Below are 25,230 nucleotides of genomic sequence, written 5' to 3'. Positions count from 1 at the left end.
AGGTTGACGCAGCTGAACCGTATTAGTGCATACTGGCCCGGAATGCGTCCCGGGAATGAGGAATCACCATGCCAGGCAAGCGGACGCCGACCCGCCGTCCCACGATGAAGGACATCGCGCGGCACGCCGGCGTCTCCCAGAGCGCGGTCTCGTTCGCACTGAACGGCCGCCCGGGAGTGTCCGAGGACACCCGCGACCGGGTGCGGCAGGTGGCCGAGGAGCTCGGCTGGCGGCCCAGCACGGCGGCCCGCGCACTGTCCGGCGAGGGCGCCGCCACGGTCGGCTTCGTCCTGGCGCGTCCGGCGGACACGCTGGGGGTGGACTCGTTCTTCCTGCAGCTCGTCTCGGGCATCCAGGAGGTGCTGGCGGAGCGTCATCTGGGGCTGCTGTTCCAGGTGGTGGAGGACGTCGCCGACGAGTGCGCGGTGTACCGGCGCTGGTGGGCCGAGCACCGCGTGGACGGGGTCCTGGTCGTCGACCCGCGCACCGACGATCCCCGCCCGGACCTGCTCGACGAACTCGGCCTGCCCGCCGTGGTGATCGGCGGCGCACCCGACGAGCGTCACCCGGGCCTCTCGACCGTCTGGGCGGACGACGCGGGCGCGATGGCCTCGGTCGTGGATGGTCTGTACGCCCTCGGTCACCGGCGGATCGTGCACATCGCCGGTCTGCCGGGGCTCGCCCACACCGAACGCCGGATCCGCACGCTGCGCGCCGAGTCCGGGCGCCGGGGCCTGACCGAGGTGAAGTCGGTGACCACCGACTACTCCGACGCCGAGGGCGCGGCGGTCACCCGGCGGGTGCTGGAGGGGCCCACTCCCCCGACCGCCCTGATCTACGACAACGACGTGATGGCCGTCGCCGGGGCGGCCGCCGCGGCCGAACTCGGCTTCTCGGTACCGGCGGACGTCTCGGTGGTGTCCTGGGAGGACTCCGCACTGTGCCGCATGGTCAAGCCTTGGCTGTCCGCGCTGTCCCGGGACAGCGTGGAGTTCGGGCGTACGGCGGCACGGGAGCTGACCGCCCTGCTGGACGGGGGGCCGGCGCGGGCGGTGCGGGTGCCGGTGCCGCGGTTGATCCCGAGGGAGAGCACGGGAGCGGCGCGCACTCGGTGAACGTCTCGCCCGGCCCTCCCGGACGGGCTCAGGGGGCCGGCTCCAGCACCACACAGCACCGGCCCGGCCCCGGCGCCAGGAGCGCCTCGAAGGCGGTGTCGCCCGAGGTGGCGAGCGCGCCGCGCAACAGGTGCAGGTTCATGCCGCACACCGTTTCGACGTGTTTGCGCGCCAGCGCGTGGAACGGGCAGTTCCCCAGGACGACGGTGTCCCCCTCGCGGCGCGGCTCGAAGCCGTACCGCTCCAGCATGTCCACGACTCCGGCCATGGCCTCGCCGCCGAGGCGCTCACCCAGCGCGGCCGCCTTGCGGTACAGCACCGCACGGACCGGCTCTCCGGTCGTGTCGGACTCCTCCACCGCCTCGGCCAGCAGCTGTCCGGCCAGCTCGTACTGCCGCGTCGGCACGCTGACGCCGACCTCCCGGTCCGAGCGCCGATAGAGCTTGGCCGGCCGTCCGGCCCCCGGTCCGGTGCGCCCGCTGCGCCGCTCGTAGACGACGTCCAGCAGGCCCTCGTCGGCCAGGCGGTCCAGATGGAACGCCGCCGTCTGCCGGGCCAGCCCCAGGGCCTGGGCCGCCTCGTCCCGGCCCACGGGGTCGGTACTGCGCGCCACGTGCTCGTACAGCCGGCGGCGCGTCGGCTCGTCCAGCGCGGCGACGGCGGAGAGGTCGTCGCGGGGTGCTTCCTTCGAGTGATCCACGAACACCAGTGTAAAACCAACCGCCATTGACTAAAGAGACTGGATGCGCTTCTATCGATAAGAGAAGTTGTTCATAGAAGGTCGTTTCATCGAAGGCTGCTCATCGAAGGAGGGGCGTCATGGCGTCCGCATCCGCAACGTCCGCGCCTGTCACCGCACGGCATGCCCTCACCACCGACCCCGGCTACCAGGCGTTCTGGATCCTGCGCGTGGGGTTCGCGGTCGCCCCCGTGCTGTTCGGGCTGGACAAGTTCGCCAACCTGCTCGTCGACTGGCCGGGCTACCTCGCCCCGTGGATCAACGATGTCGTCCCCGGCAGCGCGCAGGCCGCCATGTACGCCGTCGGCGTCATCGAGATCGTCGCCGGACTGGCCGTCGCGGTGGCGCCGCGCTTCGGGGGCTGGCTGGTGGCCGGGTGGCTCGCGGGGATCATCGTCAACCTGCTGACGATCCCCGACTACTACGACATCGCGCTGCGCGACTTCGGCCTGCTGCTCGGCGCGGTCGCCCTGGCCCGGCTCGCCCAGCGCTATCACGGCACCGGGCGGCACTGACCCGAGGGAAGGGCGGGCACCCGGGCAGCCGCAGCCCGGGTGCCCGCCCCTCGCGCCCCCGTCAGACCTGCGACCGGTACAGCCCGAACTCCACCACCCGCGCCGCGGCCCGCGAACCGGTCACCCGCACCCGCCACCGCCGCGCCCGCACCGGCGCCGCCAGCAGCAGAATCCGGCTCGCGCCGATCGCCCCCGCCCGGGTCACCTCCGTCCAGGCACCGTCGCGCTGCGCCTCGACGACGAAGCTCTCCACCTGCTGTCCGTGGCGGATGTCCTCCGCGAGCCGGATCCGGTTCACCTCCCGCTCCCTGCCGAGGTCGACGGCGCGGACGCCTGGGGAGACGGTGGTCCGGGCGTCGCGCGCCAGGTCCTCCGGCAGCTCGCGGTCCACGCGTTCGCGGAACTCCCGCAGCCGTACGACGTCGGGGGCGGGCAGCAGGCCGTCCGTGTCCGGCGGGATGTTGAGCAGGAGCACCGAGTTGCGGCCCACGGAGCGGAAGTAGATGTCCGTCAACTGCTCGACGCTCTTGGGCTGTTGGTCGGCGTGGTAGAACCAGCCGTCGCGGATGGAGACGTCGCACTCGGCCGGCCACCACTGAAGGAAGTCCGCCACCGGGCGCGCGGCGACGAGTGCGGCACGGCTGCCCATGTCGGGAGCGTCGTAGGAGAGGGCGTAGTCCGTCCGCCCGTAGTCCTTCTCCTGTACCGGTACGACACTCCACTCGTCCTCCCGGGCCAGCCCGCCCTCGTTGCCGACCCACCGCACATCCGGGCCGGAGACGGCGATCACGGCGTCGGGGGCGAGGGAGCGGACGAGGGTGTACCAGCTGTCCCAGTCGTACTTCTCCACCTTGTCCGGCGGGATGCGGCCCTGGGCGCCGTCGAACCAGACCTCGTCGATCGGGCCGTACTCGGTGAGGACCTCGTAGAGCTGGTTGAGCATATGGGCGCCGTAGTCGGTGGCCGGGAGGGTGTACGAGCGGGACGGTGTGCGGTCGTCGGAGTCGACGAGGGTGGGGATGGGGCGGTCGGTGCGGGCACTGCCGTTGGCGTAGACGCCGTGGAGGTACTGGTTCTCGTCGGCGGGTGAGATGTAGACGCCGACCTTGATGCCGTACCGGCGCATGGAGTCGGCGAAGGAGCGCAGGACGTCGCCCCGGCCGTCGCGCCAGCTGCTGGATGCCACGCCGTGGCCGGTGTAGCGGGACTGGTAGAGGACGAAGCCGTCGTGGTGCTTGACGGTGAGGATGGCGAGCTTGAAGCCGCCGTCGCGCAGGGCTCGCGCCCACTGGTCGGTGTCGAGGCCGGCCGGCTGGAAGACGTCCGGGTCCTCGTCGCCGGTGCCCCATTCGAGGCCGGTGAACGTGTTCACGCCGAAGTGCAGGAACGCGGTGCGTTCCAGGCGCTGCCAGGCGATCTGCCGTTCGGTGGGGCGGACTTGGGAGGCCTTGCGGACCAGGTCGGCGTCGGTGTCGTCGGGGCTGACGGGGATGCGGTAGCGGTCCCCTGGTGCGGCTGCGGGTGCCGCGAGGGCTGGTCTTGTGGCGCCGGTCGCGGCGAGGACGGCGGCTGTCGCGACGAAGACGCGTCGGGATACGTCCATGGGAAGGCTCCTCGGGTCAGTCCTCGGGTCAGTCCTCGGGTCGATCCTCAGGTCAGATGCCATACGGCGGGCGGGTGCCCGTCCGGCGGGTACTGGACCAGCCGGCCGTCGTCCGTCACGCTCACCGTCATCCGGGTGATGGCGTTGACGAGCCGGTATCCACCGGCCGTCGGCTCCAACTGCCAGCGCTGGAGGGTGTTTCCGGGATCGCAGGTCTGCGGCGCCGCCTCGACTCCGGGCTGCAGCGGCACGTTGAGCGTGAGCCTTCCGCCCCGCACCTCCAGGCAGCCGTCGGCCGTGCGGACGGTCGCGTAGCCGTCGGCCGTGCCCCGCACCTCGGCGGTGAAGGACCGGCCGGGCGTGCGGAAGGTGTACGACCCGTCCGCCACCGGCACGCGGGTCAGATCCCGCCACCCGGGGGCGTGGCCCACCGCGGTGCCGCGTGCCGCGAACTCGGCGTAGGTTGCGTCGGGGTGCGGGGCGCCCCACGTCGCCTGGGCGATGTGCCGCAGTGCCGGCCACAGGGCGACGGCGACCTCGTTCTCGGTCTCGCCCCGGCCGTTGTCGGGCCAGAGGCTGATCTTCGCGCCGGTGATGCCGTCGGAGGAGGCGAGCTTCTCGCCCTCGAAGCCGCGCGGGTCCCAGCTCTGGTCGTAGAGCCCCTTGGTGTCGCTGTGGAAGCCGCCGCGGACCAGGTAGAGGGCGTACGCGGCGTTCATCAAGGGGTAGCCCTGCGCCAGGAGTCGGCTGGGTTTCACCGCCACGTTCAGCCAGTGCTCGACCGTCGTTCCGGCGGTGACCGGCACGGTGTTGGCGCCGGTGAGCCCGTCGTTCCAGATGCGCAGCTTTTTGCCCTTGCCCGCCGCGTAGGCGTGGACGCGGTTGACGAAGTCGATGAAGGCGTCCTGGGGTGTGGCGTCGGGGCCGTATCTGTCCTGCGCGTACTTGAGGATCTGCGGGTACTTGGCGAAGTCGGAGCCGAGCATGTACTCGTCGGCTCCCATGTGCCAGGAGCCGGCGGTGAAGACCTGTGCGTACTCGTCGATCAGGCTCGTGTAGTAGGCGAAGGCCTCCGGGCGGGTGATGTCGAGGCGCGAGGGCTGCTTGTCGCCGTCGGAGTCGGTCAGCTGGAGGTCAGGGCGGTTCTCGATCCACGGGTCCATATGGCCCGGTGAGTTGATCTCCGGGATGATCTCGACGTGGTACCGCTTGCCGAGGGCGACCAGGCGGCGGATCTCGTCCTTGGTGTAGTAGCCCCAGGTGTTGGCTTCGGGGTGGGCGTCACTCTTCACCTTCAGTTCGAGGAGCAGCTGGTTGAGCTTGTGGTACGCCATCTCGCGGACCAGGTTCTCCAGCCAGGGCAACGAGACGTGGATGTAGCACGCGCAGACACCGACGCCCCGCTCCTTGTAGCGCGGTACGTCGACCGTGCGGCCGGCGGGGACGCGGTCGTCCTGGGCGAGGAGCTGGAGGAGGGTGCGGGTGCCGTAGAAGGCGCCGGTCTCGGTCGCCGCGGTGATCGACAGCCGGTCGCCCGAGCGGAGTTCGTAGCCGTCCGTGCCGAGGGCGGTCCGGGAGGGCTGGACGTCGATAACGATGTCACCGGAGCGGGCTCCGCCGCGCACCACGGGAACCGTGCCGTGTCCCGCGTCGCGGAGATCGCCGGCGAGGGTGGCGGCGACCCGCCGTTCGCCGGCGCTGTCGGCCACGAGCCGGGCGGAGCGCTCGTAGGTGTAGCTGCCGGGTGCCGGTGTCCAGTCGGCCAGGGCGGGCACCGTGACCGGCGGTGCGGCCTGCTCCTGCGCCGCGACCGCCGGCAGCGGCGCCGCGAGCAACAGCGTCAGCGCCGCCAGGACACCGGCCGCTCTCCAGCGTCTCCTCATGAGGCACTCCCATTCATCGGATGTCTGATGATTGGGCGGGCCTCAGGGGCTGTCAATGGGAGGCGAAGGGAGCGGAGTTGGCTCATTGATCGGATGATGCGCAGGTCAGCGGGGCGGAGTCGAGAAGTGATGCCGTGAAAAGTCCAAGAAGACCCTCCCGAATATCCAAGCGTGGCGCCTCTCGACGCCGGCCCCGCCGCCCGGCAGAGTTCTCCTACATACTCGCGAGTAAGCCCTGAGGAGCAGCCGTGACCAGCTGGGTCGGCCGGACCGCCGCCGAGATCGCCGCCGCCGTACGCGAGAAGCGGGCCACGCCCCGTGAGGTGGTGGCCGAGCACCTGGCCCGGATCGAGCGGCTGGACGGCCGCGTCGGCGCGTTCCGGGGAGTGCGGGCCGAGGCCGCGCTCGCCGAGGCCGAGGAGGTGGCCTCGCGTGCCGACCTCGCCGAACTGCCCCTGGCGGGCGTGCCGGTCGCCGTCAAGGACAACCTCGCGGTGCGCGGTGAGCCCAAGCGGATCGGTTCGGCGGCGACGCCGGACACCCCATCCGACGACGATCACGTGACCGTGGCCCGGCTGCGAGCGGCGGGTGCGGTGGTCGTGGGGCTGACGAACGTGCCGGAGCTGTGTGTCTTCGGCACCACCGAGGGCGTGCACGGCACCGCCCGCAACCCGTGGGACACCTCGCGCACGGCGGGCGGCTCGTCCGGCGGCAGCGCGGCCGCCGTCGCCGCGGGCATGGTGCCTATCGCCCTCGGCAACGACGGCATGGGCTCCCTGCGCATTCCCGCGGCCAACTGCGGCCTGGTCACCATCAAGCCCGGCACGGGCGTGGTCCCGGCGGGCGTCAGCGACGGCGACTGGTTCGGCATGTCGGAGAACGGCCCACTGGCCACGACGGTCGAGGACGCCCGTCTGATGCTGTCGGTCCTCGCCGGCACCGATGTCGTACGGCCGGACGCGCCGGGTACGCACCGGATCGCGGTGTCCCTGCGCAGCCCGATCGCCGGGGTCGCCATCAGCAAGCCGTACGCGACCGCCGCCCGCGAGGCCGCCGGGCTGCTGATCAAGGCCGGTCACCAGGTGCGGCGCGCCGACCCGCCGTACCCGATGTCGCTGGGCGTCACCTCGCTGACCCACTGGACGGCGGGCACGGCCGTGGACGCCCGGGGCCTCGACCCCCGGCACCTCACCCGCCGGACCCGGGTGCACGCCGCTGTCGGCCGGCGCTTCGTCGGCCGGGTGCGGAGCGGCGAGAGCCGGGAGCAGCTGCGCCGGCGGCTGGAGCCGTTCTTCGCCGAGTACGACGTGCTGCTCACCCCGGCTCTCGCCCGCCGCTCCCCCAAGTCCGAGCCCTGGCACGAGCGGGGCTGGCTGCGCAACGTCATGGCCAACACCAACTACTCGCCCTTGACTCCGCCGTGGAACCTCACCGGCTGGCCCGCGATGTCGATCCCGTTCGGCACTCTGCCGTCCGGCGCCCCGAGCGCCGTACAACTGGTGGGGCGTCCGGGCTCGGAGGCGCAGCTGCTGGCGCTGGCGGAGCGGATCGAGGAGCTGCGTCCGTGGCGGCGGACGGCGCCGCTGGACTAGGGCCTGTCCGGCGGATCAGGCCGGCGTCGCGGGGCCTGGCACGCCCATCTGCGCCGACAAGGTGCCGTTGCTTGGAGCCGGCCTGATCCGCCGGACAGGCCCTAGAAGTCTCAGCGAGGAGCCCGACCGGGCCGGCCAGGTGCCGCGAAGGGGCCCTCGGCCGTGAACGCCAGCCGCGCGAAGCGCTCTCCGAGGCGGCGGTGGGTGGCGGCGTCGGGGTGGAGGTCGTCGGGCAGGGGCAGTTCGGCGGAGTCCTTCTCGCCGTAGAGTTCGCGGCCGTCGAGGTAGTGCAGGTTCGGGTCGTCGGCGGCCCGCTGCTTCACGATCCGGGACAGTTCGTCCCGGATGACCCCCAGGGTCAGCTTGCCGCTCGCGCGCTCCGCCGTGTCGCCCATGGCGACGAACCGGAGGCGTCCGGCGCTCATGCCGCTGAAGTCGGGGGCGCAGGGGCCGGGGGTGTCCTCGTGTATCGGGCACAGGATGGGCGACACGACGAGCAGGGGTGTCGTGGGGTGGCCGTCCCGGATGGTGTCGAGGAAGCCGTGGACCGCGGGACCGAAGGCGCGCAGCCGCATCAGGTCCAGGTTGACCAGGTTGATGCCGATCTTGACGCTGACGAGGTCGGCGGGGGTGTCGCGCAGGGCGCGGGCGGTGAACGGGTCGAGCAGGGCGCTCCCGGCCAGGCCCAGGTTGATCAGCTCCACGCCGCCGAGGGAGGCGGCCACCGCGGGCCAGATGCTGCTGGGGCTCGCGGCGTCGGATCCGTGGCTGATCGAACTGCCGTGGTGCAGCCACACTCTGCGGCCCGGATCGCGGGCGGGCTCGACGGGGGCGTCGGTGCGCAGGGCGATCAGCTCGGTGGTCTCGTTGTGCGGGAGCCAGATCTCGACGTCCTTGTCGCCGTCGGGCAGCCCGGTGAAGCGGACGGTGCCGGCCGGGCCGGGCTGCTGCTCGGCGGTCCCGGCGGTCATGTCCACGGTCACGACGTTGCCGCCGCTCACACTGCCCTGCCCCGCGGGGCGGCCGTCGACGGTCAGGTCGTACAGGCCGTCGGGCCGGGGCGGCGCTCCCACGTAGGCGCGCTTGGTGCGCAGCGCGTCGAGTTCGACGGCGGTGGCCCGGGTGCGGAACGCCAGCCGTACGCCGGAGGGCTGTGACTCGGCCATGGCCAGCTGTCCGTCGGTGTTCTGGGCGCGAGCCCGGGCGGGCAGCCGGTGCGGCAGCACTCCGCGCTCGGTGTGCTCGACGTCGAGGGCGCCGCGCAGGAGGTCGGCGGTGACGGGCGTAGTGATCCACTCGTGCTCGGTGTCCATGTGTCCGTGTCCTCAGCCGGTCGTCAAAGGGTGGGCTCGGTGGGCCAGTTGCGCAGCAGGGCGTCGAGGGCGTCGAGGATCCGCCGCCAGGTCTCCTCGGAGTCGGGAGCGCTGTGGCTGAAGCCGCCCGCCACCTCCAGGTCGGCGTAGCCGTGGAAGACGCTGCCCAGCAGCCGCACGGCGTGGGTCGCGTCCGGCTCCGTCAGGTCGTAACCGCGCAGGATCGCCCGGGTCATCTGCGCGTGCCGCACGCCCGCGCCGGCCGCCGCCGTCTCGGCGTCGAGCCGCATTCGCGCGGCGGCGGCCCGGCCGGGGTGCTCGCGGCCGTAGTCGCGGTAGACGTCGGCGAAGGCGACCAGTGCGTCCTTGCCGGCCCGGCCCGCGATGGCGTCGGCGGCCCGGTCGGCCAGCTCCTCCAGTGTGTACAGGGCGATCCGCGTCTTGAGGTCCTGGGAGCTCTTCACATGCGAGTACAGGCTCGCGACCTTGACGTCGAACCGCCGGGCCAGCTCCGACACCGTCACCTGCTCGAAGCCGACCTCGTCGGCCAGCTCGGCACCGGCCCGGACCAGGCGTTCCGTGGTCAGTCCCACGCGTGCCACAACAGCCCTCCGTTCGCCAGAAGCGATTATGCATCTGCCTAAAGCCTTTAGGCAAACACGGAGGACGTAAAGGGAGGCAGCTAAGCCGGCTGGAGCGCCCGGTACATGATGTGCAGGCCCACGCGCCCGTGCCGGGGGTGGTCGTACGCGTCCGGGACCGTGCCGAGGATCGTGAAGCCGAGGGAGGTCCACAGGCCGACGGCCGGGTTGGTCTCGACGACGGCGTTGAAGACCATGCCCCGGTAGCCGTCGGCCTCGGCCGCGGCCAGGAGGTACTCGGCGAGGGCCCGGCCGATGCCGCGCCCGCCGTGGTCGGGGTCGACCATGAAGCCGGCGTTGGCGATACGGGCGGCGGGGCCGCCGTAGTTGGGGGTGACGTAGGCGGAGGCGACGACCCTTCCGGCGTCGCCCTCGACGACGTAGACGCGCTTGGCGGGGCTCATCCACAACGCCCGGGCGGCGTCCTCGGAGGTGTCCGGATCCCATGCGTAGGTCTCGCCGGCGGAGACGATCCGGTGCCAGAAAGGCCAAATCCGCGGCCAGTCGTCGGCCGCGGCTTCTCTGATCAGCATGGGCGTGAGTCTCGCACGCCCATGCGGTCGGCGATCGCGAAGGGTTCTGCCCCGCCCGCCGACCCGTCAGTCGACGCTGGGCAGGATGTGGGGCTCGGCGAGGTCGTCCTCGTAGCCCGCCAGGCGGATGGGGGCTGACCTGGCCCACACATCGAGACTGCCGATCTCCTTGGACCGGCGGCCCGCGCGCTCCGTGCGTTCCTTGGGGCGCTGTTCGCGATTCGCGTTCTCAGGTGTCACCGCGCACTCCTTATGTGTCGGATCACCCTCGGGGCGGGGCCGGTCCAGTCTGCGGTCCAGTACCTGACGCCCGCTCGGGTCTTACTCGAAGTCGGCTCGGACGCGGTGGCGCCGGTGTACTGGTCGGAGAGCAGGCCGTTGTGCACCGGCATGTCCCGGGACGGACCATGGGTGTGGGTTGGGACCCTGTAGTGCTGTCCGTCTGCTACAGATTAACCAAATGAGCGGGTACCCGCTCGATGGGGCTGCAAACAAGGCGTAACTATCCGGAGTCGACCGGATTTCACCTGCCCCCCATCTCCTTCTTCACTATGAATTGCGGCATTTATTCGTCACTCGTTCGGCTCAACAACAGTCCGCCGCCCGGCGTACGACCCCAGCGCGCCGCGCAGTTCAAGTCCCGTTGGCCGGATCGCAAGGCGGCCATGATCTGCTGACGGACGGCAACGGCCGGCCGGCCGGCGGGAGGACTGACGCATGGAGCTGCGCAGTGTCGAAGAGCTGATGGATCTGCTGTACGCCTGCCCGCACCAGCCCGCGCTGCGGACCGCCGCGCTGCTGCGCCGCAGCCGCCCCGCCGACAAGGAACTCCAAGTGGCGGGTCTGGTGCACGACATCGGGCGGCTGCTGGCCCCCGGCGACGAGATCCGCCGCACCGAGCACGCGGCGGCAGCCGTACGGCCGCTGCTCGGCGAACGCGTCCACCGCCTCGTCCGCCGCCACCACCCCGGCACCGACGAAGACGCGCTGCGCCTGCGCCTGGCGATCGAGGAGAGCCGGGCCACCGGATTCGACGCCGGGGTCCTGGAGGACTGGCGCACGGTCCTGGAACTGGTGGCGGCACGGCACTCGCGTCTCGGGGCTGTTGACTGACGGCCCGTCATGAGACGGTACGGCGATGACGTCGTCGTACGCACTCCGGGGCAGGGCCGCCGTCGTCACCGGCGGTACGCACGGCATCGGCCGAGCGGTCGCCGAGCACCTGGCGCGGGCCGGTGCGCTGGTGTGCGTGACCGCGCGGGACGCCGACGAGGTGCGGCGGACCGCCGCCGAGCTGGGCGGCGTCGGGGCGGCCGGCAGCGTGGCCGACCCTGATCATCTGCGGGCGGTCGTGGAACTGGCCCTGCGCGCGTTCGGCCGGATCGACGTGCTGGTGAACAACGCGGCCACCAACCTGCCGTACGGCCCGCTCGTGGACGTCGACCCACTGGCGTGGCGCGAGGCCTTCACCGTGAACGTCGAGGCACCGCTACGACTCGTGCAGAGCGCCTGGCGGGCCTGGATGCGCGAGCACGGCGGCTCGGTGATCAACATCTGCACGGAGGGCGCCGGACATGTCGGCCCCAACATCGGCGCCTACGGCACGAGCAAGGCGGCCCTCCTCCACCTGACCCAGCAGCTCGCGGGCGAGCTGGCCCCGAAGGTGCGGTTCAACTCCGTATCCCCCGGCCTCGTCCGCACGGAGATGGCACGGTTCGCGTGGGAGCCGAACGAGGAGGGGACGGCCGCCGCCCTCCCGCTGGGACGGATCGGCGAGCCGGACGACATCGCCCGTGCCGTGGTGTGGCTGGCGTCGGACGAGGCGGAGTGGGTGACGGGGACGGACCTGCTGGTGGACGGGGGGACGCGGGTGCGGGCGGCACTGCAACCCCCTGGGGGCGCGGGGCTGTACCAATGTGCCGCTCCGCCGCATGGGCGCGACCGGCCCCCTACAACCCGCAGCCTCCCACTGCCGCAGTCACCCACCCCATGAGCGACCTACCACTTACCCGGCGCGTAATCCTTCAGGAAGACCCCGTACAGATCCTCGCCCGCCTCACCCCGCACCACCGGGTCGTACACCCGAGCCGCCCCGTCCACCAGGTCGAGCGGAGCATGGAACCCCTCCTCCGCAAGCCGCAGCTTGTCGAAGTGAGGACGCTCGTCGGTGATCCACCCCGTGTCGACCGAGGTCATGAGAATGCCGTCGCTCTGGAACATCTCCTGCGCACTGGTCCGCGTGACCATGTTCATCGCGGCCTTGGCCGCATTCGTGTTCGGATGCCCCGCACCCTTGTAGCCACGCCCGAAGACGCCCTCCATCGCGGAGACGTTCACGACGTACGCGCGCCCGCTCGCCGCCTTCTTCGCGGCCTCCGCCATCGCCGGCCGCAACTTGCTGATCAGGATGAACGGCGCCGTGTAGTTGCACAGCTGGGTCTCGAGCAGTTCCACCGGGGAGATCTGCTCGATGGTCTGCACCCAGGTGTTGGAGTCGACGACGTCGGGGACGAGGCCGCCCGCGTCGATGGCCGTGCCGTCGAGGTGCCGGGCCACGCTGGCGTTGCCCGCGACCAGGGCGAGGTCGGCGACCTGCTGCGCGTCGATGCCGGAGATTCCGGCGGGCAGGGAGGCCAGTCCGTCGACCGCGCCGGAGCCGAAGGCGCCGATGACGTGGTGGGCGGGGAGCTCACCGGCGGGCAGCGGGGCGCTCTCGCCGTCGACCAGGGCGGCATAGGCGGAGGGCAGGCGGCGTACGGTCTGCGTCGCGTTGTTGACGAGGATGTCGAGCGGGCCCGCCTCGGCGACCCGGTCGGCGAGGGCCACGGCCTGCGCCGGGTCGCGCAGGTCGATGCCGACGACCTCCAGGCGGTGCATCCAGTCGCCGGAGTCGTCCATGGCCTTGAAGCGGCGGATGGCGTCCTTCGGGAAGCGCGTGGTGATCGTCGTGTGCGCGCCGTCGCGCAGCAGCCGCAGCGCGATGTACATGCCGATCTTGGCGCGGCCGCCGGTGAGCAGGGCGCGCTTGCCGGTGAGGTCGGCCCGGACGTCGCGCTTCTCGCGGTTCAGGCTGGCGCAGTCCGGACAGAGCTGGTGGTAGAAGTAGTCGACTTCCACGTACCGCGTCTTGCAGGTGTAGCAGGAGCGCGGACGCTGGAGTATCCCCGCGATCCTGCCCGCCTCGGTGACCGACGACGGCAGGATGCCCTCGGTCTCGTCGTCGATGCGCTGGGCGGAGCCGGTGGCCGTGGCCTCCGTGACCGCCTTGTCGTGGGCGGTCTTGGCGGCCCGGCGCTCCTGGCGGCGGCGCTGCTTGACGGTGCGGTAGATGCCGGCGGTGGCCCGGCGCACGGCGATCGCGTCGGGGTGGTCGACCTCCAGCTTGTCGAGTTCGTCGAGCACGCTGAGGCAGACGGCCAGCCGCTCCGGGTCGATGCCGGGGCCGTACGCGACCGCGTCACCGGGCTCGTGCACGACCTCGTCCGTGGTCGCCGGGCCTTCCTCTGTCACCGTCATCGCGCTGCCGCTTCCCTGATCACCCGTGCGGCGCTCCGACCGCGCCTGCTTTCGAACGGGGAATTCTACGGAGCGCCGGGCCGGTCCTCCAAAAACCGGTGACGATCAAGGGCCGCAGGCGGTGATCAGCGCGGCCACCTCCTCGGACACGGCCTTGGCCAGCACATCGAGATCCGGTACGGCCTCGGCGTCGGCGACGAGCCCGTAGTGGACGCGCCCGCGGTACGTCGAGATCGCGATCGCCAGGGACTGGCCGCGGGCCAAGGGGGCGAACGGGAAGACCTCGGTGACCTGGTGACCGCCGAGCTTCAGAGCGATTCCGGGCAGCGGCACGCTGGTGACCAGGATGTCGAACCAGAGCCGGGCGGCCTGGCCGACCAGCGGTCCGCCGAGCCGGTGGGCTAGCGCCGGGACGTGGTCGGCGAGCAGGGCGACGGCGCCCGCGCCCCGGTTGGGGCCGGCGTCCTTGTTGCGGTCCATGGCGGTGCGCACCGTGGCGAGGCGGCGCAGCGGATCGGGGTCGTCGACCGGGAGCCGTATCAGGTAACCCGAGAGCCGGTTGCCCTGAGGGTGCGCGGTGCGGGGCCGGCGCTTGGAGACGGGGATCAGGGCGCGCGGCGCGACGCCCTCGCTGCCGTCGCCGCGCTCGTCGAGCCAGCGGCGCAGGGCACCCGCCACGACGGCGATCAGGACGTCGTTGACGGTGCCGCCGACGGCCTTGCGGATCACGTGCACGTCGTCGATGTCGAGGACGACTCCCGCGGTGCGGCGGGTCCCGCTCGGCTCGGCGGTCAGTGCGGCCGACGAGCGCGTCCCCAGGGTCGATACGGCGACGGAGGCGCCGATGTCGAGGGCCCGGCCCACGTCGGAGAGGGCGCCGCGCACCAGTTCCGGCAGCCTGCGCACATCCGGGACGCGGCTGCCTCGGGGCTCCTCCGGGCGGGGCTTGCGGGCGGGCATGTCCATGGGGTCCAGGACGGCGGCGGCGAGCGTCAGCGCCCGCAGTCCGTCGGCGAGGGCGTGGTGGAACTTGAAGAGCACGGCGAACGACACGCCGTCCTCCCCCGGCAGCACGTGCGCCTCCCACGGTGGCCGGCCGCGTTCCAGCGGGCGCTCCATGAGCCGGCCCGCCATCGCCTGGAAGTCGGAGGTCGGGGCGTGCAGCCGCACATGGTCGAGCGGATCGAAGTCGGGGGCGGGCTCGCGGGTGGCACCGCCGAACGAGAGCGGCTGGAGGAGGCCGACCGGCTGCCAGGCGTCCCGGATCCGCATCCGCAGTCCCGGCACAGCGGCGGCGCGGGCGGCGAGCAGGTCGGCCGCGTGGGCGCCGGCGGTGGGCGTGTGCGCCGTGAAGACGCCCAGCGCGCCCAGGTGCATGGGGTGTTCTGCGGACTCGATGTTCCAGAACGCCAGGTCGAGAGGTGCGAGCAGGTCGGAAGTCAATGGCTTGCCTCGCGTCGACGAAGGGTGGACCAGCAGTCAATCGCCCTCTGGCGATTACAGTCAAGTACGATCAAGCTACGCTCAGTTAACGGCAGATTAAGTCCCGCCCCTAGCGATAAGGGGCGGGACTCATGGTGCATATGAGGTCACTTCAGCACGGGTAGCGGCACCGGGCATCCGGACGGTGTCACCCGGGAGGGTCATGGATGAGCGGACCTGAGCCGTTTCGCGTCCCGTTCGAGCACCCCACGGTCATGGGTCAGGAACCCGTTCGGTGTAGCCCGCCGGGTCGACGTCGACGTACGACTGCTGCGCCGCCCCCGGGCGTGACTGACCCGGGTCGGGCCTCAGGCCTTCGCCTGCTCGGCGATACGGCCGACTCACCCCCGCGGTCATCGCCGGCATGTCCTGCCACCCCAGCAGGCCCAGCCGGTCGGCCCGGTAGGACCAGCGGTCCGGATCGACTACGGAACCCGCTGCCCCTTCCCCAGCGCGATCACCCCGCCCTTGGAGACGGTGTACAGCTCCGCGTCCCGCTCCGGGTTGACGCCGATCGTCGCGCCCGGGGGCACCTCGACGTTCTTGTCGAGCACGGCTCCCCGCACCACCGCGCCCCGCCCGATGCGCACGTTGTCGTGCAGCACGGCCCCCTGCACCACGGCCCCCGGGTCGACCACGACCCCCGGCGACAGCACGGACCGCGTGACCTGGCCGCGGATGAGGCACCCGGCGCTGATGATGGACTCGCTGGCCATGCCGCCCGCGTTGAAGCGGGCCGGGGAGAGCTGGTTGGAGTGGGTGTAGATGGGCCAGCTCCGGTTGTAGAGGTTGAAGGCGGGGCGCTCGGCGATGAGGTCCATATGGGCGTCGTAGTACGCGTCCAGGGTGCCCACGTCCCGCCAGTAGCCCCGGTCGCGGTTGGTCTCGCCGGGAACGTGGTTGGCGCTGAAGTCGTACAGCTGGGCCTCGCCCCGGTCGGTGAGCTGCGGCAGGATCGAGCCGCCCATGTCGTGCACGGAGTTCTCGTCCTCGGCGTCCCGCTGGAGCGCCTCGATGAGGGCCTTGGTGGTGAAGATGTAGTTGCCCATCGAGGCGAACACGCACTCCGGGTCGTCCGGCAGACCCGGCGGGTCGGCGGGCTTCTCCAGGAAGCGCTCCACCGTGAGGCCGTCCGAGCCGGGGCTGATCACACCGAAGGACGACGACTCGCCCCGCGGCACGCGGATGCCCGCCACGGTCACGCCCGCGCCGCTCTCGATGTGCTGGGAGAGCATCTGGCGCGGGTCCATGCGGTACACGTGGTCGGCGCCGAACACCGCGACGTACTCGGGGCGTTCGTCGTAGACCAGGTTCAGGGACTGCAGGATCGCGTCCGCGCTGCCCAGGTACCAGCGCGGGCCGAGGCGCTGCTGGGCCGGGACCGGGGTGACGTAGTTGCCGAGCAGGCTGGACATGCGCCAGGTCGTGGTGATGTGCCGGTCCAGTGAGTGCGACTTGTACTGCGTGAGGACGCAGATGCGCAGGATGTCGGCGTTGACGAGGTTGGAGAGGACGAAGTCGACGAGGCGATACGTTCCGCCGAAGGTGACCGCGGGTTTCGCGCGGTCCGCGGTCAGGGGCATCAGGCGCTTGCCTTCTCCGCCCGCCAGTACGATGCCGAGCACCGAAGGTCCGCCACGACGCATGGCCGCTCCCCTCACCCTGGTTGATCCCAGCCTGCCCCTGTGCGGCGCGCCCTAAGCCTGTTTGAGGATCTCCCCGTAGAGCCGGGCCGTCCGCCGGGCCACCGCGTCCCAGCCGAACTCCCCCACCGCGCGCTCCCGTCCGGCCTCGCCCATCCGCCGGGCCGTCTCCGGGTCACCGACGACCGAGTCCAGCGCCCGCGCGAGGCCCGCCTCGAAGTCGTCGTCCAGGGGGACGAGCAGGCCGGTCCCGCCGTCGTCGACGACCTCGGGGATGCCGCCGACCCGCGAGGCCACGACGGGAGTCCCGCAGGCCATCGCCTCCAGGTTGACGATGCCGAGGGGCTCGTACACCGAAGGGCAGACGAACACGGCTGCGTGCGTCAGGAGTTGGATCACTTCCGGGCGCGGCAGCATCTGCGGGATCCAGTGCACGCCCTCGCGGACCCGGCTCAGCTCCTGGTAGAGATCGCGGAACTCCTGGTCGATCTCGGGGGTGTCGGGCGCGCCCGCGCAGAGCACGACCTGTGCGGCCGGGTCGATGTCCCGTACCGCGCGCAGCAGATGCGGCACGCCCTTCTGGCGGGTGATGCGGCCGACGAAGAGGACGTACGGGCGGTCGGCGTCGAGGCCGAAACGCGCGAGGACGTCGGTGCGGTGGTCGGGCCGGTAGAGCGTGGTGTCGATGCCGTTGTGCACGATGTGGACGCGGTCCGGGTCCAGCGCCGGATAGCAGCCGAGGATGTCCTCGCGCATGGCCCCGGAGACGGCGATCACCGCGTCGGCGGCTTCGACCGCGGTGCGCTCGGCCCAGCTCGACAGGGCGTATCCGCCGCCGAGTTGCTCGGCCTTCCAGGGGCGCAGCGGCTCCAGGGAGTGGGCGGTCATCACATGCGGGATGCCGTACTGGAGCTTGCCGAGGTGGCCGGCGAGGTTGGCGTACCAGGTGTGGGAGTGCACGAGTTCGCGGCCTTCCAGGCCGGCGGCCATGGCGAGGTCCACGGAGAAGGTGCGCAGAGCGTCGTTGGCGGTGTCGAGCGCGGACCAGGGGCGGTGGCGCTGCACGCCCACCCCGCGGCCCTCGCCCCAGCAGTGCACCTCCAGGTCGACGAGATCCCTCAACTCCCGGGCGAGGAACTCGACATGGACACCCGCGCCGCCGTACACGTCCGGCGGGTACTCCCGGGTCAGCAGTCCCACACGCACCCGGAACCCCCTGTTCTCAGCGGCTGGTTGCCCTTTCATGGTCACCCAGATGTGGCGTGTGGGGAAGAGCGCGGTGCTCGTGTGAAGCAACAGTCGCCGCACAAGCCGCCGCCCGGCACCCGGTAGTAGAGGCAGCAGCTGCGGCGCCGGAACGCGGTCCCGGTGAGGGTGCCGGTGCCGGCGAGGAGGGGGTGGCCGAGGAGTTCCGCGGTCAGGGCTCGGGTGCGGGCGGCGGCGTCCGTACGGCCGTTGGCCCGCGCCCACTGCTCCAGCTGGCGCGCCGCGCCCGCGAGCGCCGATCCCGCGTTGCCCCAGAGCAGGCCGGCGGCGACGCGGTAGCGGGTGTGGAGGGCTGCGGTCAGCGGTTCCAGGTGGGTGTGCAGGACGACGTCCGCGATGCTCGCCGGGTCCGCGGGCAGCGGGTGCACCTCGGTGAGCCACAGGTCGTCGGGGGCGCTGCCCTCGGGGTCCCAGTGCAGCAGGCGCGGGTCGAGGCCGGGGATGCGGCCGTACTGGGTGGCGCAGCCGAGGGTCACCGACCACAGCCGGGCCGCGAGGCCCTGCTGGGCGACGGAGGCGGCGATCCGCGGCTCGGGGGCGCGCAGGGCGTTCGCGACCTTCCGGACGCGGAGAGCCAAGGGGCTTCCCTGAGGTTCCGACGGGGGTTCCGCGTACGCGTCCGCCAGGGTCGGCAGTGGCCGAAGAGCCGCCCCTGCCGTGCGTAGTACGAAGAAGCCGCCGAGCGGCCGGAGCGCGGCGAGTTCGGGGTCGAGGTCCACGAAGAGCAGTAGTACCAAGGTCCGTCGGGGTTATCACCTGAGGGTCTCCCCCAGGGGTCACCCGCCTGTGGGATGAGACCGGCGCCGTAATACTCCATCGGCAGTACGACACAGTGCGTGCTCTGGTACGACGACGGGAAGAGGATTTGGCGGCATCGTGTTGGTCATGAGAGCCGACCGTTCGCCACGCCGGGGTCACCGCCCCCGCCTCACGCAGAGGAGCAGCTCATGAGCGCCCTCGCGTTGTCCGTGCTTCTGTCGCTCGTCTCCGCGGTCGCGTACGCGGGCGGGGCGATCGTGCAGGAGCGTGTCGCGGTGTCCTCCCCGGGACAGCAGTTCGCGCCGATGCGTCGGCCGGGCTGGTGGGCGGCGGTCGCGTTGAACGGCCTCGGTGGGCTGCTGCACGTGGTGGCGCTGGCTTTCGGTCCGCTGAGCCTGGTGCAGCCGCTGGGTGCGCTGACGATCGTGTTCGCGCTGCCGATGGCGGCGCTGTTCGTGGGCCGCAGGGCCGGTTCGACGGCCTGGCGGGGCGCGATCATGGCGACCGTGGGTCTCGCCGGCCTGCTGTCCCTGGTCGGCTCCTCGGAGTCGCAGTCGCTGGCCACCGCCGAGCGGGTGGGCGTGGCCCTGGTGACCGGCGGCATCGTGGTGGCGCTGATGATCGCGGGCCGTGCGGCCCACCGCCACCCGGCGGTGCGCAGCATGCTGCTCGCGACCGGGTCCGGCATAGCCTTCGGCATGTCCTCTGTGTTCACGAAGGTCGTGGCGGTGGACTGGAACGGCGGGGTGTCGATGGCCGACGCGCCCGCCCTGGCCACGATAGGCGTCTTCGCGACGGCCGGCATGCTGCTGTCCCAGGCCGCCTACCGGGGCGCGGGACTGGCGGCACCGCTGGCCACACTGACGGTCGTGAACCCGGTCGTGGCGGCCGCGGTCGGCATCACGATGTTCGGCGAGACCTTCCGGTACGGCACCACGGGCACCGTGCTCGCGCTGGGCTGCGGTGTGGTGGCGGCGGGCGGCCTGATCCTGCTGACGACGGAGCGGATCGCGCGCACGGCGGCGGAGTCCACGGCCGCGCTGCCCGAGCCGGCGAGCTCGGCGGCCCTGCCCGCGCCGGCCATGCGTCCGGTGTACGGCGAGGAGCTGCTCGCCGGCCTTCCCGAGCAGGCCGGAGCGAGGCCGGGCGAGGAGATCCTGGTGCCGGACAGCGAGGAGATCGTCGTACCGGACAGGATCGACGGCATCCTCATACCGGCCCAGGTCGCGGAGGGCGCGTACGAGGACGGCGAGCCGCCGCACCCCGAGAGCGAGCCCCCGAACCTCTACGGCCCCTTCTACGGCGGCCCCTACGTGCCCACACCGGTCCTCGACCGGCACCGGATCCGCGTCAAATCCTGACGCCACCGGCCCGGAGGTACGCCACCGGGTCGATGTCCGAGCCGAAGCCGGGCCCCGTCCGCACCTCGAAGTGCAGATGCGGACCCGTGCTGTTGCCCGTGGACCCGGAGCGGCCGATGCGCTGCCCCGCCCCCACCGACTGCCCGTCCTTGACGGAGATCGCCGAGAGATGGGCGTACTGGCTGTAGCGCCCGTCGGCGTGCCGGATCACCACCTGGTAGCCGAAGGAGCCCTCCCACCCGGCGCTCACGACCTTCCCGGCCCCGACGGCCTTCACGGAGGTGCCGGTCGGGACGGCGAAGTCGACGCCGGTGTGGTAGCCCTTCGACCAGGACGAACCGGCCTTGCGGTACGGGGTGCCCAAGGAGGCGCTCACCGGGGACACCAGCGAGCGGCTGGTCGTCGTGGCCTGCTCTTCGCGCTTCTGGTCGCGGTCCGAGGAGGTCTTCTCGGGGGTGGCCCTGGGGGTCGGCCGCGGGGTGGCCTTCGGCGCGTCCGTCGTCGTGGCCGCCTTGCCGCGCACCGCGAGCCGCTGCCCCGGCAGGATCAGATCGGGGTCCGCTCCGATGGTCTTCCGGTTCGCCGTGTACAGGCCCCGCCAACCACCCCTGACCTTCTGCGACTCGGCGATCCCCGAGAGGGTGTCCCCGTGGACCACGGTGTACATCTCGGCGGTGCCCGCCCGTGACTGGGGGGTGGTCTGCGGCTGGACGTCCTGGACCGAGGTCTTCTGACCGGTGCGGCCGGTGCCCGCGGGGTGGATGTCAGGTGTGTCCCCGCCCCGGGTCAGCCCGGCCCGCACCGAGCACACCGGCCAGGCGCCGGGCCCCTGCCCGTCGAGCACCTTCTCCGCGACGGCGATCTGCTGGTCCTTGGTGGCCAGATCCGCTCGCCCCGCGTACCGGGTGCCGCCGTAGGCCTCCCATGTCGACTGGGCGAACTGCAGTCCGCCGTAGTAGCCGTTGCCGGTGTTGACGTCCCACCGGCTGGTCGACTCGCACGCGGCGACCTTGTTCCAGGTGCTCACGTCGGCGGCCTGCGCGGCGCCGGTGCCGATGAAGGGGAGCGCCATTCCGGCGCCGCCCGCGGTGACGGTGAGTGAGGCGCGGTTGATCCTGTTCGGCTGGTACCGGCGGTGCCGACCGCGTACGGCCATGACGGAGCCCCCCATTGACATGCGTCAGGAGGGGCAAAAGTAAGCGCTGCGAACAGGCCATGACAAGACGGCAATTCAGCCTCCTCTTCGCGCCAAGTGGCGCGGAACCGGCGCACGTTGCCCGGCGCCCGCACGGCGCACGGGACGGCTGAGTGCGCCGGGGCCTTTCGTGCGTATCTGCCTGCGCGACATCGCGCCACCCCGGATGTGCGGTCGGAGTACCGGCACGTCAGGATGGACGATGGGGCAATACTGGCGGGCATGACCGGCACCGCTGATATATCGAGGTCACTAGGAGCCAACGCATGAGCACTTCGGCGCAGATCGGCGTCACGGGTCTCGCGGTCATGGGCCGCAATCTCGCCCGCAACTTCGCCCGCAACGGCTACACCGTCGCGGTCCACAACCGGACGCCGGCGCGTACGCGGGCGCTGGTGGAGGAGTTCGGTGGCGAGGGCGAGTTCATCCCGGCCGAGTCCGCCAAGGACTTCGTGGCGGCGCTGGAGCGACCGCGGCGGCTGGTCATCATGGTGAAGGCCGGCGAGCCGACCGACGCGGTGATCGAGGAGTTCGCACCGCTGCTGGAGCCCGGCGACATGATCATCGACGGTGGCAACGCGCACTTCGCCGACACCCGGCGCCGGGAGCGGGACCTGCGCGAGCAGGGCATCCACTTCGTCGGCATGGGTGTCTCGGGCGGCGAGGAGGGCGCGCTGAACGGGCCGAGCATCATGCCGGGTGGCCCGAAGGAGTCGTACGACTCGCTGGGCCCGATGCTGGAGAAGATCTCCGCCAAGGCGAAGGACGGCGCGCCCTGCGTGACGCACGTCGGCCCCGACGGCGCCGGACACTTCGTGAAGATGGTGCACAACGGCATCGAGTACGCCGACATGCAGCTCATCGGCGAGGCGTACCAGCTGCTGCGGGACGTCGCCGGGTACGAGCCCGCCCAGATCGCGGAGATCTTCCGCACCTGGAACCAGGGCCGGCTGGATTCCTACCTGATCGAGATCACCGCCGAGGTGCTGTCGCACGTGGACGCCGCGACGGGCAAGCCGTTCGTGGACGTGGTCGTCGACCAGGCCGAGCAGAAGGGCACGGGCCGCTGGACCGTGCAGATCGCCCTGGACCTGGGCGTGCCGGTGTCGGGTATCGCGGAGGCCGTCTTCGCCCGCTCCCTGTCCGGGCACGCGGCGCTGCGGGACGCGTCCCGCGGGCTGGCCGGCCCGACGGCCACGCCGCTGGGCGAGGCGGAGGCCGCGGCCTTCGCCGACCGGGTCGAGCAGGCGCTGTACGCGTCGAAGATCGTGTCGTACACGCAGGGCTTCCACGAGATCGACGCGGCGCGCGCGGAGTACGACTGGGACATCGACCTGGGCGCCGTCTCGGCGATCTGGCGCGGCGGCTGCATCATTCGCGCGGCGTTCCTGGACCGGATCCGCGCGGCGTACGACGCCCGGGCCGATCTGCCGAGCCTGCTGTCCGATGACACGTTCGCGCAGGAGATCGCCGCGGCGCAGGACGACTGGCGTGAGGTGATCATCGCGGCGACCCGGCAGGGTGTGCCGACGCCGGGCTTCGCGGCGGCCCTCGCCTACTACGACGCCCTGCGCGCCGAGCGGCTGCCGGCGGCGCTGACGCAGGGACAGCGGGACTACTTCGGCGCGCACACCTACCGGCGGACCGACCGGGACGGCTCGTTCCACACGCTGTGGGGCGGGGACCGGTCGGAGGTGGCCGGCTAGGGAGTGTCCGGTCCGCCAGGTGACCGCCCCGTGCCCGGTCGTTGCTTCGGGCACGGGGCGGACCCATGTCCGCGTGCGGCCGGACATCGGGACGGGGTGCCTGCCGTCTGTTCACGGAGAGTGCACGGGGCGCTCAGGTGAGCGGCGGTCCGGGCTCGGGGTTCGGCACCGGCTCCGGTCCCGGCGGGATCGGGGACGGGGAGGGGTCCGGAGGGGAGGGTGGGCTCGGCGGCGCGGGCGGCGTCGGTTCCGGCCCGGGCAGGGGGCCCGGGGGCGGGGGTGGGCCGGGAGCCGGCGGGGGCTCCGGGGGCGGGACCGGGTGCGGCTCCGGGCTCGGCGGTTCCGGATGGACCGGGTCCGTATACGGGTTGGTCATGGTGTCCTCCAGCCAGTCCGTGACATCGGCTCTGGACTACTCCCCCGCGTACCCGGTGGCCGCGCCACCAGTCACTCACCCGCGTCAATGCGGGCGCCCAAGTGGGCCCGTCGAAGGCGGCCCTGGCCCGCACGAACCGTGACCAGAACCGCCCCCCGGTGGGAACCGCCCTCCGTCAGAACCGCCCGGGGTGCGCCCGCAGCCAGTCCTTCGCCGCCTCCAGCAGCTCGGGGTCGGCTGCCGGGGCCTCGTCGGGATGACGCTCGGCCCACTTCACGACGTAAGGGCACAGCGGCGCGACGACGACTCCCTCGCGTGCCGCCATGCCGTACAGCTCGCGTGCCAGGGAGCCCGCGATGCCCTTCCCCTCGTGGGCGGGTTCCACGAGGGTGTGGACGGGGACGAGCGCGCGTGCCGGGGCGTCGAGGACGAAGTACTCGATGTGGCCGGTGACTTCGTCACCCTGGAGGGCCTCCAGGCGGCCGGCCGTCCGGTCGTCGCGGATCTCTGTGTCGCTCATGCCACGCACGCTCCAGGTCCGTCGTCAGGCTGGGGATGAGGGGAGTCAGGCCACCGGAACGGCCTGCGGGCTGCGCTCCTGGCCGGAGCCCGGCACCGGCTCGGACGCGTCGGCGCCCAGGGCCACGATCCGGTTGGCACCGTCCACGTGCACGACCCTCGGCTCGAACTCCCGCGCCTCGGCGTCGGTCATCTGAGCGTAGCTGATGATGATCACGAGGTCGCCGGGGTGGACGAGATGGGCGGCGGCACCGTTGATCCCGACGACCCCCGAGCCACGCTCGCCCTTGATGACGTACGTCTCCAGACGGGCACCGTTGGTGATGTCGACGATGTGGACGAGCTCACCGGGGAGCAGGTCGGCGGCGTCGAGGAGGTCCGCGTCGATGGTCACCGATCCCACGTAGTGCAGGTCGGCCTGGGTGACGGTGGCGCGGTGGATCTTGGACTTGAACATGGTACGAAACACGGAGAGACTCCCGATTCATCTGCTCCCTGCCTGCTTTGTTCAGGTCAGGGGCGGCCTTCGGAGCGTACAACGATTCGCGTGTTCGGTCAGCTGTCCGCAGGTGTTCCCGGACTCACACTGATCCCTTGCTGACTGCCCGACAGGCCATCAGATCGACGGCGGTGATCCGGTGCGAGCGGTCGACACTGACAATGCCAAGCGTGAACAGCAACAAGGAAGCACCGTGAACGAGGTACAAGAAGGTCTCTGCTTCGCAGGTCCCGCCACGGTGACCGTGTTCGTCATCGGAGCGGGGAACGAACCGCTCCCTCCGGCGACGTTCCACCTCGCCGGACTCGCACCCGACGAGGTGCGCCCTTTCATGCCGCAGGAGCAGCCGGCGGCGATCGCGTCGCTCGGTCTCATGTCGTACGACCTCACCTTCCACGACACCTCTCTCGTCCTGTCCACCTACACGCGCGAGGCCCTGGGCCGCCTGTGCGCGGACGGCCGAGCCGTGGCCTGGGCCGGCTTCGAGGGGTCGTTCCACTACGACCACCTCCTGACCGAGGACATCGCCTCCTCGGTCTACGGATACTGTGCGAGCGGCGCCGAGCCCGTCGTCGCATGGGACTTCGCCACCCTGCGCAGCGCAGCCTGGCGGCAGCAGATAGCCGAAACCCGCACGACCCTGCGGGAACTGCTGCGTCGACCTGCGCAGGGGCCGGGCGACTGCCGCATCACGTCCGCCCGCCGGCGGCTCTGCGATGACCGGCGGCCGAGGTAGGAGCACCCTCCGGCATCAGGCTGGGGACATCGGGGCCGCGATCACCTGGGGGCCACGGACGGATTCCGGATCGCCTCGGACGGAGTCGGCTGACCGGTCACCACGCCCCGACGCAGGAAGGGCGGTGTGGCTCAGGCACCCGTCACCGGCCGGTGGACCGATCTGGCCCTCCGGTCGAACTCGTGGTTGAGGAACGGCATCAGCACGCTGCCGGACCTCGAGAGCGTCCGGATTCCCG

23 protein-coding genes are annotated in these 25,230 nt (G+C 71.7%); 8 read left to right on the top strand and 15 right to left on the bottom strand.

The window, feature by feature from the left end; translation table 11 throughout:
* The first annotated feature begins 68 nt into the window (after positions 1 to 68).
* Complete coding sequence (locus ABIE67_RS41640; RefSeq protein ID WP_370266753.1) at positions 69 to 1,115, top strand: LacI family DNA-binding transcriptional regulator; 1,047 nt, start codon at positions 69 to 71, stop codon at positions 1,113 to 1,115.
* 28 nt (positions 1,116 to 1,143) lie between these two features.
* On the opposite strand, the gene ABIE67_RS41635 is transcribed toward ABIE67_RS41640, so the two are convergent.
* Positions 1,144 to 1,821: a helix-turn-helix transcriptional regulator gene (locus ABIE67_RS41635; RefSeq protein WP_370266752.1), complete on the bottom strand. Its 678-nt coding sequence runs from the start codon at positions 1,819 to 1,821 to the stop codon at positions 1,144 to 1,146.
* Positions 1,822 to 1,934: 113 nt separating this feature from the next.
* Between ABIE67_RS41635 and ABIE67_RS41630 the strand changes: the two genes are divergently transcribed.
* Complete coding sequence (locus tag ABIE67_RS41630) at positions 1,935 to 2,369, top strand: hypothetical protein (protein WP_370266751.1); 435 nt, start codon at positions 1,935 to 1,937, stop codon at positions 2,367 to 2,369.
* Positions 2,370 to 2,430: 61 nt separating this feature from the next.
* On the opposite strand, the gene ABIE67_RS41625 is transcribed toward ABIE67_RS41630, so the two are convergent.
* Together ABIE67_RS41625 and ABIE67_RS41620 are read right to left on the bottom strand one after the other, a co-directional pair.
* Positions 2,431 to 3,972: an alpha-L-fucosidase gene (locus ABIE67_RS41625; RefSeq protein WP_370266750.1), complete on the bottom strand. Its 1,542-nt coding sequence runs from the start codon at positions 3,970 to 3,972 to the stop codon at positions 2,431 to 2,433.
* 47 nt (positions 3,973 to 4,019) lie between these two features.
* A complete protein-coding gene (locus ABIE67_RS41620) occupies positions 4,020 to 5,855 on the bottom strand; it encodes a family 20 glycosylhydrolase (RefSeq protein ID WP_370266749.1) in 1,836 nt (611 codons plus the stop codon).
* 248 nt (positions 5,856 to 6,103) lie between these two features.
* Between ABIE67_RS41620 and ABIE67_RS41615 the strand changes: the two genes are divergently transcribed.
* Positions 6,104 to 7,447, top strand: coding sequence for an amidase (locus tag ABIE67_RS41615; RefSeq protein WP_370266748.1), 1,344 nt, complete (start codon positions 6,104 to 6,106; stop codon positions 7,445 to 7,447).
* A 110-nt stretch (positions 7,448 to 7,557) separates the two neighbouring features.
* Here ABIE67_RS41615 and ABIE67_RS41610 read toward each other — a convergent pair whose 3' ends face one another.
* From ABIE67_RS41610 to ABIE67_RS41595, 4 genes are all read right to left on the bottom strand, one after another.
* Positions 7,558 to 8,760, bottom strand: coding sequence for a GDSL-type esterase/lipase family protein (locus ABIE67_RS41610; RefSeq protein ID WP_370266747.1), 1,203 nt, complete (start codon positions 8,758 to 8,760; stop codon positions 7,558 to 7,560).
* 23 nt (positions 8,761 to 8,783) lie between these two features.
* Positions 8,784 to 9,362: a TetR/AcrR family transcriptional regulator gene (locus ABIE67_RS41605; protein WP_370266746.1), complete on the bottom strand. Its 579-nt coding sequence runs from the start codon at positions 9,360 to 9,362 to the stop codon at positions 8,784 to 8,786.
* 80 nt (positions 9,363 to 9,442) lie between these two features.
* Positions 9,443 to 9,934 (bottom strand): N-acetyltransferase family protein, encoded by a 492-nt coding sequence (locus ABIE67_RS41600; RefSeq protein ID WP_370266745.1) that lies wholly within the window; start codon positions 9,932 to 9,934, stop codon positions 9,443 to 9,445.
* Positions 9,935 to 10,000: 66 nt separating this feature from the next.
* Positions 10,001 to 10,174: a hypothetical protein gene (locus ABIE67_RS41595; RefSeq protein ID WP_370266743.1), complete on the bottom strand. Its 174-nt coding sequence runs from the start codon at positions 10,172 to 10,174 to the stop codon at positions 10,001 to 10,003.
* Positions 10,175 to 10,651: 477 nt separating this feature from the next.
* On the opposite strand from ABIE67_RS41595, the gene ABIE67_RS41590 reads away from it, so the two are divergent.
* Positions 10,652 to 11,047 carry an HD domain-containing protein gene (locus ABIE67_RS41590; protein WP_370266742.1) on the top strand — a complete coding sequence of 132 codons (396 nt, stop codon included), beginning with the start codon at positions 10,652 to 10,654 and terminating at the stop codon, positions 11,045 to 11,047.
* Positions 11,048 to 11,072: 25 nt separating this feature from the next.
* Positions 11,073 to 11,927 carry an SDR family oxidoreductase gene (locus tag ABIE67_RS41585; RefSeq protein ID WP_370266741.1) on the top strand — a complete coding sequence of 285 codons (855 nt, stop codon included), beginning with the start codon at positions 11,073 to 11,075 and terminating at the stop codon, positions 11,925 to 11,927.
* A 5-nt stretch (positions 11,928 to 11,932) separates the two neighbouring features.
* Here the strand turns inward: ABIE67_RS41585 and ABIE67_RS41580 are convergent, their stop codons facing one another.
* The 5 genes from ABIE67_RS41580 to ABIE67_RS41560 form a co-directional block, all read right to left on the bottom strand.
* Positions 11,933 to 13,450: an SDR family NAD(P)-dependent oxidoreductase gene (locus ABIE67_RS41580; RefSeq protein WP_370266740.1), complete on the bottom strand. Its 1,518-nt coding sequence runs from the start codon at positions 13,448 to 13,450 to the stop codon at positions 11,933 to 11,935.
* Positions 13,451 to 13,555: 105 nt separating this feature from the next.
* Positions 13,556 to 14,893 carry a wax ester/triacylglycerol synthase family O-acyltransferase gene (locus tag ABIE67_RS41575; RefSeq protein WP_370266739.1) on the bottom strand — a complete coding sequence of 446 codons (1,338 nt, stop codon included), beginning with the start codon at positions 14,891 to 14,893 and terminating at the stop codon, positions 13,556 to 13,558.
* 464 nt (positions 14,894 to 15,357) lie between these two features.
* Entirely contained in the window at positions 15,358 to 16,578 is a 1,221-nt protein-coding gene (gene glgC / locus ABIE67_RS41570) for a glucose-1-phosphate adenylyltransferase (protein WP_370266738.1), read from the bottom strand.
* A 51-nt stretch (positions 16,579 to 16,629) separates the two neighbouring features.
* Positions 16,630 to 17,781, bottom strand: a complete 1,152-nt coding sequence (gene glgA / locus ABIE67_RS41565) for a glycogen synthase (RefSeq protein WP_370266737.1) — start codon at positions 17,779 to 17,781, stop codon at positions 16,630 to 16,632.
* A 41-nt stretch (positions 17,782 to 17,822) separates the two neighbouring features.
* Positions 17,823 to 18,578 (bottom strand): (2Fe-2S)-binding protein, encoded by a 756-nt coding sequence (locus ABIE67_RS41560; protein ID WP_370266736.1) that lies wholly within the window; start codon positions 18,576 to 18,578, stop codon positions 17,823 to 17,825.
* 210 nt (positions 18,579 to 18,788) lie between these two features.
* Between ABIE67_RS41560 and ABIE67_RS41555 the strand changes: the two genes are divergently transcribed.
* Positions 18,789 to 19,961 (top strand): DMT family transporter, encoded by a 1,173-nt coding sequence (locus tag ABIE67_RS41555; RefSeq protein ID WP_370266735.1) that lies wholly within the window; start codon positions 18,789 to 18,791, stop codon positions 19,959 to 19,961.
* On the opposite strand, the gene ABIE67_RS41550 is transcribed toward ABIE67_RS41555, so the two are convergent.
* The gene (locus ABIE67_RS41550; protein WP_370266734.1) at positions 19,951 to 21,117 is read right to left on the bottom strand and encodes a transglycosylase family protein; all 1,167 of its coding nucleotides are present in this window, start codon (positions 21,115 to 21,117) and stop codon (positions 19,951 to 19,953) included. The genes ABIE67_RS41555 and ABIE67_RS41550 overlap by 11 nt on opposite strands.
* A gap of 305 nt (positions 21,118 to 21,422) precedes the next feature.
* Here ABIE67_RS41550 and gndA point away from each other — a divergent pair, with 305 nt between their 5' ends.
* The gene (gndA, locus tag ABIE67_RS41545) at positions 21,423 to 22,862 is read left to right on the top strand and encodes an NADP-dependent phosphogluconate dehydrogenase (protein ID WP_370266733.1); all 1,440 of its coding nucleotides are present in this window, start codon (positions 21,423 to 21,425) and stop codon (positions 22,860 to 22,862) included.
* A 551-nt stretch (positions 22,863 to 23,413) separates the two neighbouring features.
* Here gndA and ABIE67_RS41540 read toward each other — a convergent pair.
* On the bottom strand, positions 23,414 to 23,758 hold the full coding sequence (locus ABIE67_RS41540) for a GNAT family N-acetyltransferase (protein ID WP_370266732.1): 345 nt from the start codon (positions 23,756 to 23,758) through the stop codon (positions 23,414 to 23,416).
* 45 nt (positions 23,759 to 23,803) lie between these two features.
* Positions 23,804 to 24,226: an aspartate 1-decarboxylase gene (panD, locus tag ABIE67_RS41535; protein WP_370266731.1), complete on the bottom strand. Its 423-nt coding sequence runs from the start codon at positions 24,224 to 24,226 to the stop codon at positions 23,804 to 23,806.
* A 223-nt stretch (positions 24,227 to 24,449) separates the two neighbouring features.
* On the opposite strand from panD, the gene ABIE67_RS41530 reads away from it, so the two are divergent.
* Positions 24,450 to 24,992 (top strand): hypothetical protein, encoded by a 543-nt coding sequence (locus ABIE67_RS41530; protein WP_370266730.1) that lies wholly within the window; start codon positions 24,450 to 24,452, stop codon positions 24,990 to 24,992.
* The last annotated feature ends 238 nt before the right edge of the window (positions 24,993 to 25,230 follow it).

Origin of the sequence: Streptomyces sp. V4I8, from assembly GCF_041261225.1 — a bacterium.
Classification (GTDB): Bacteria; Actinomycetota; Actinomycetes; order Streptomycetales; family Streptomycetaceae; genus Streptomyces.
Note: the sequence above shows the minus strand (reverse complement) of the source record. Positions and strands in the feature narration are given on the sequence as shown.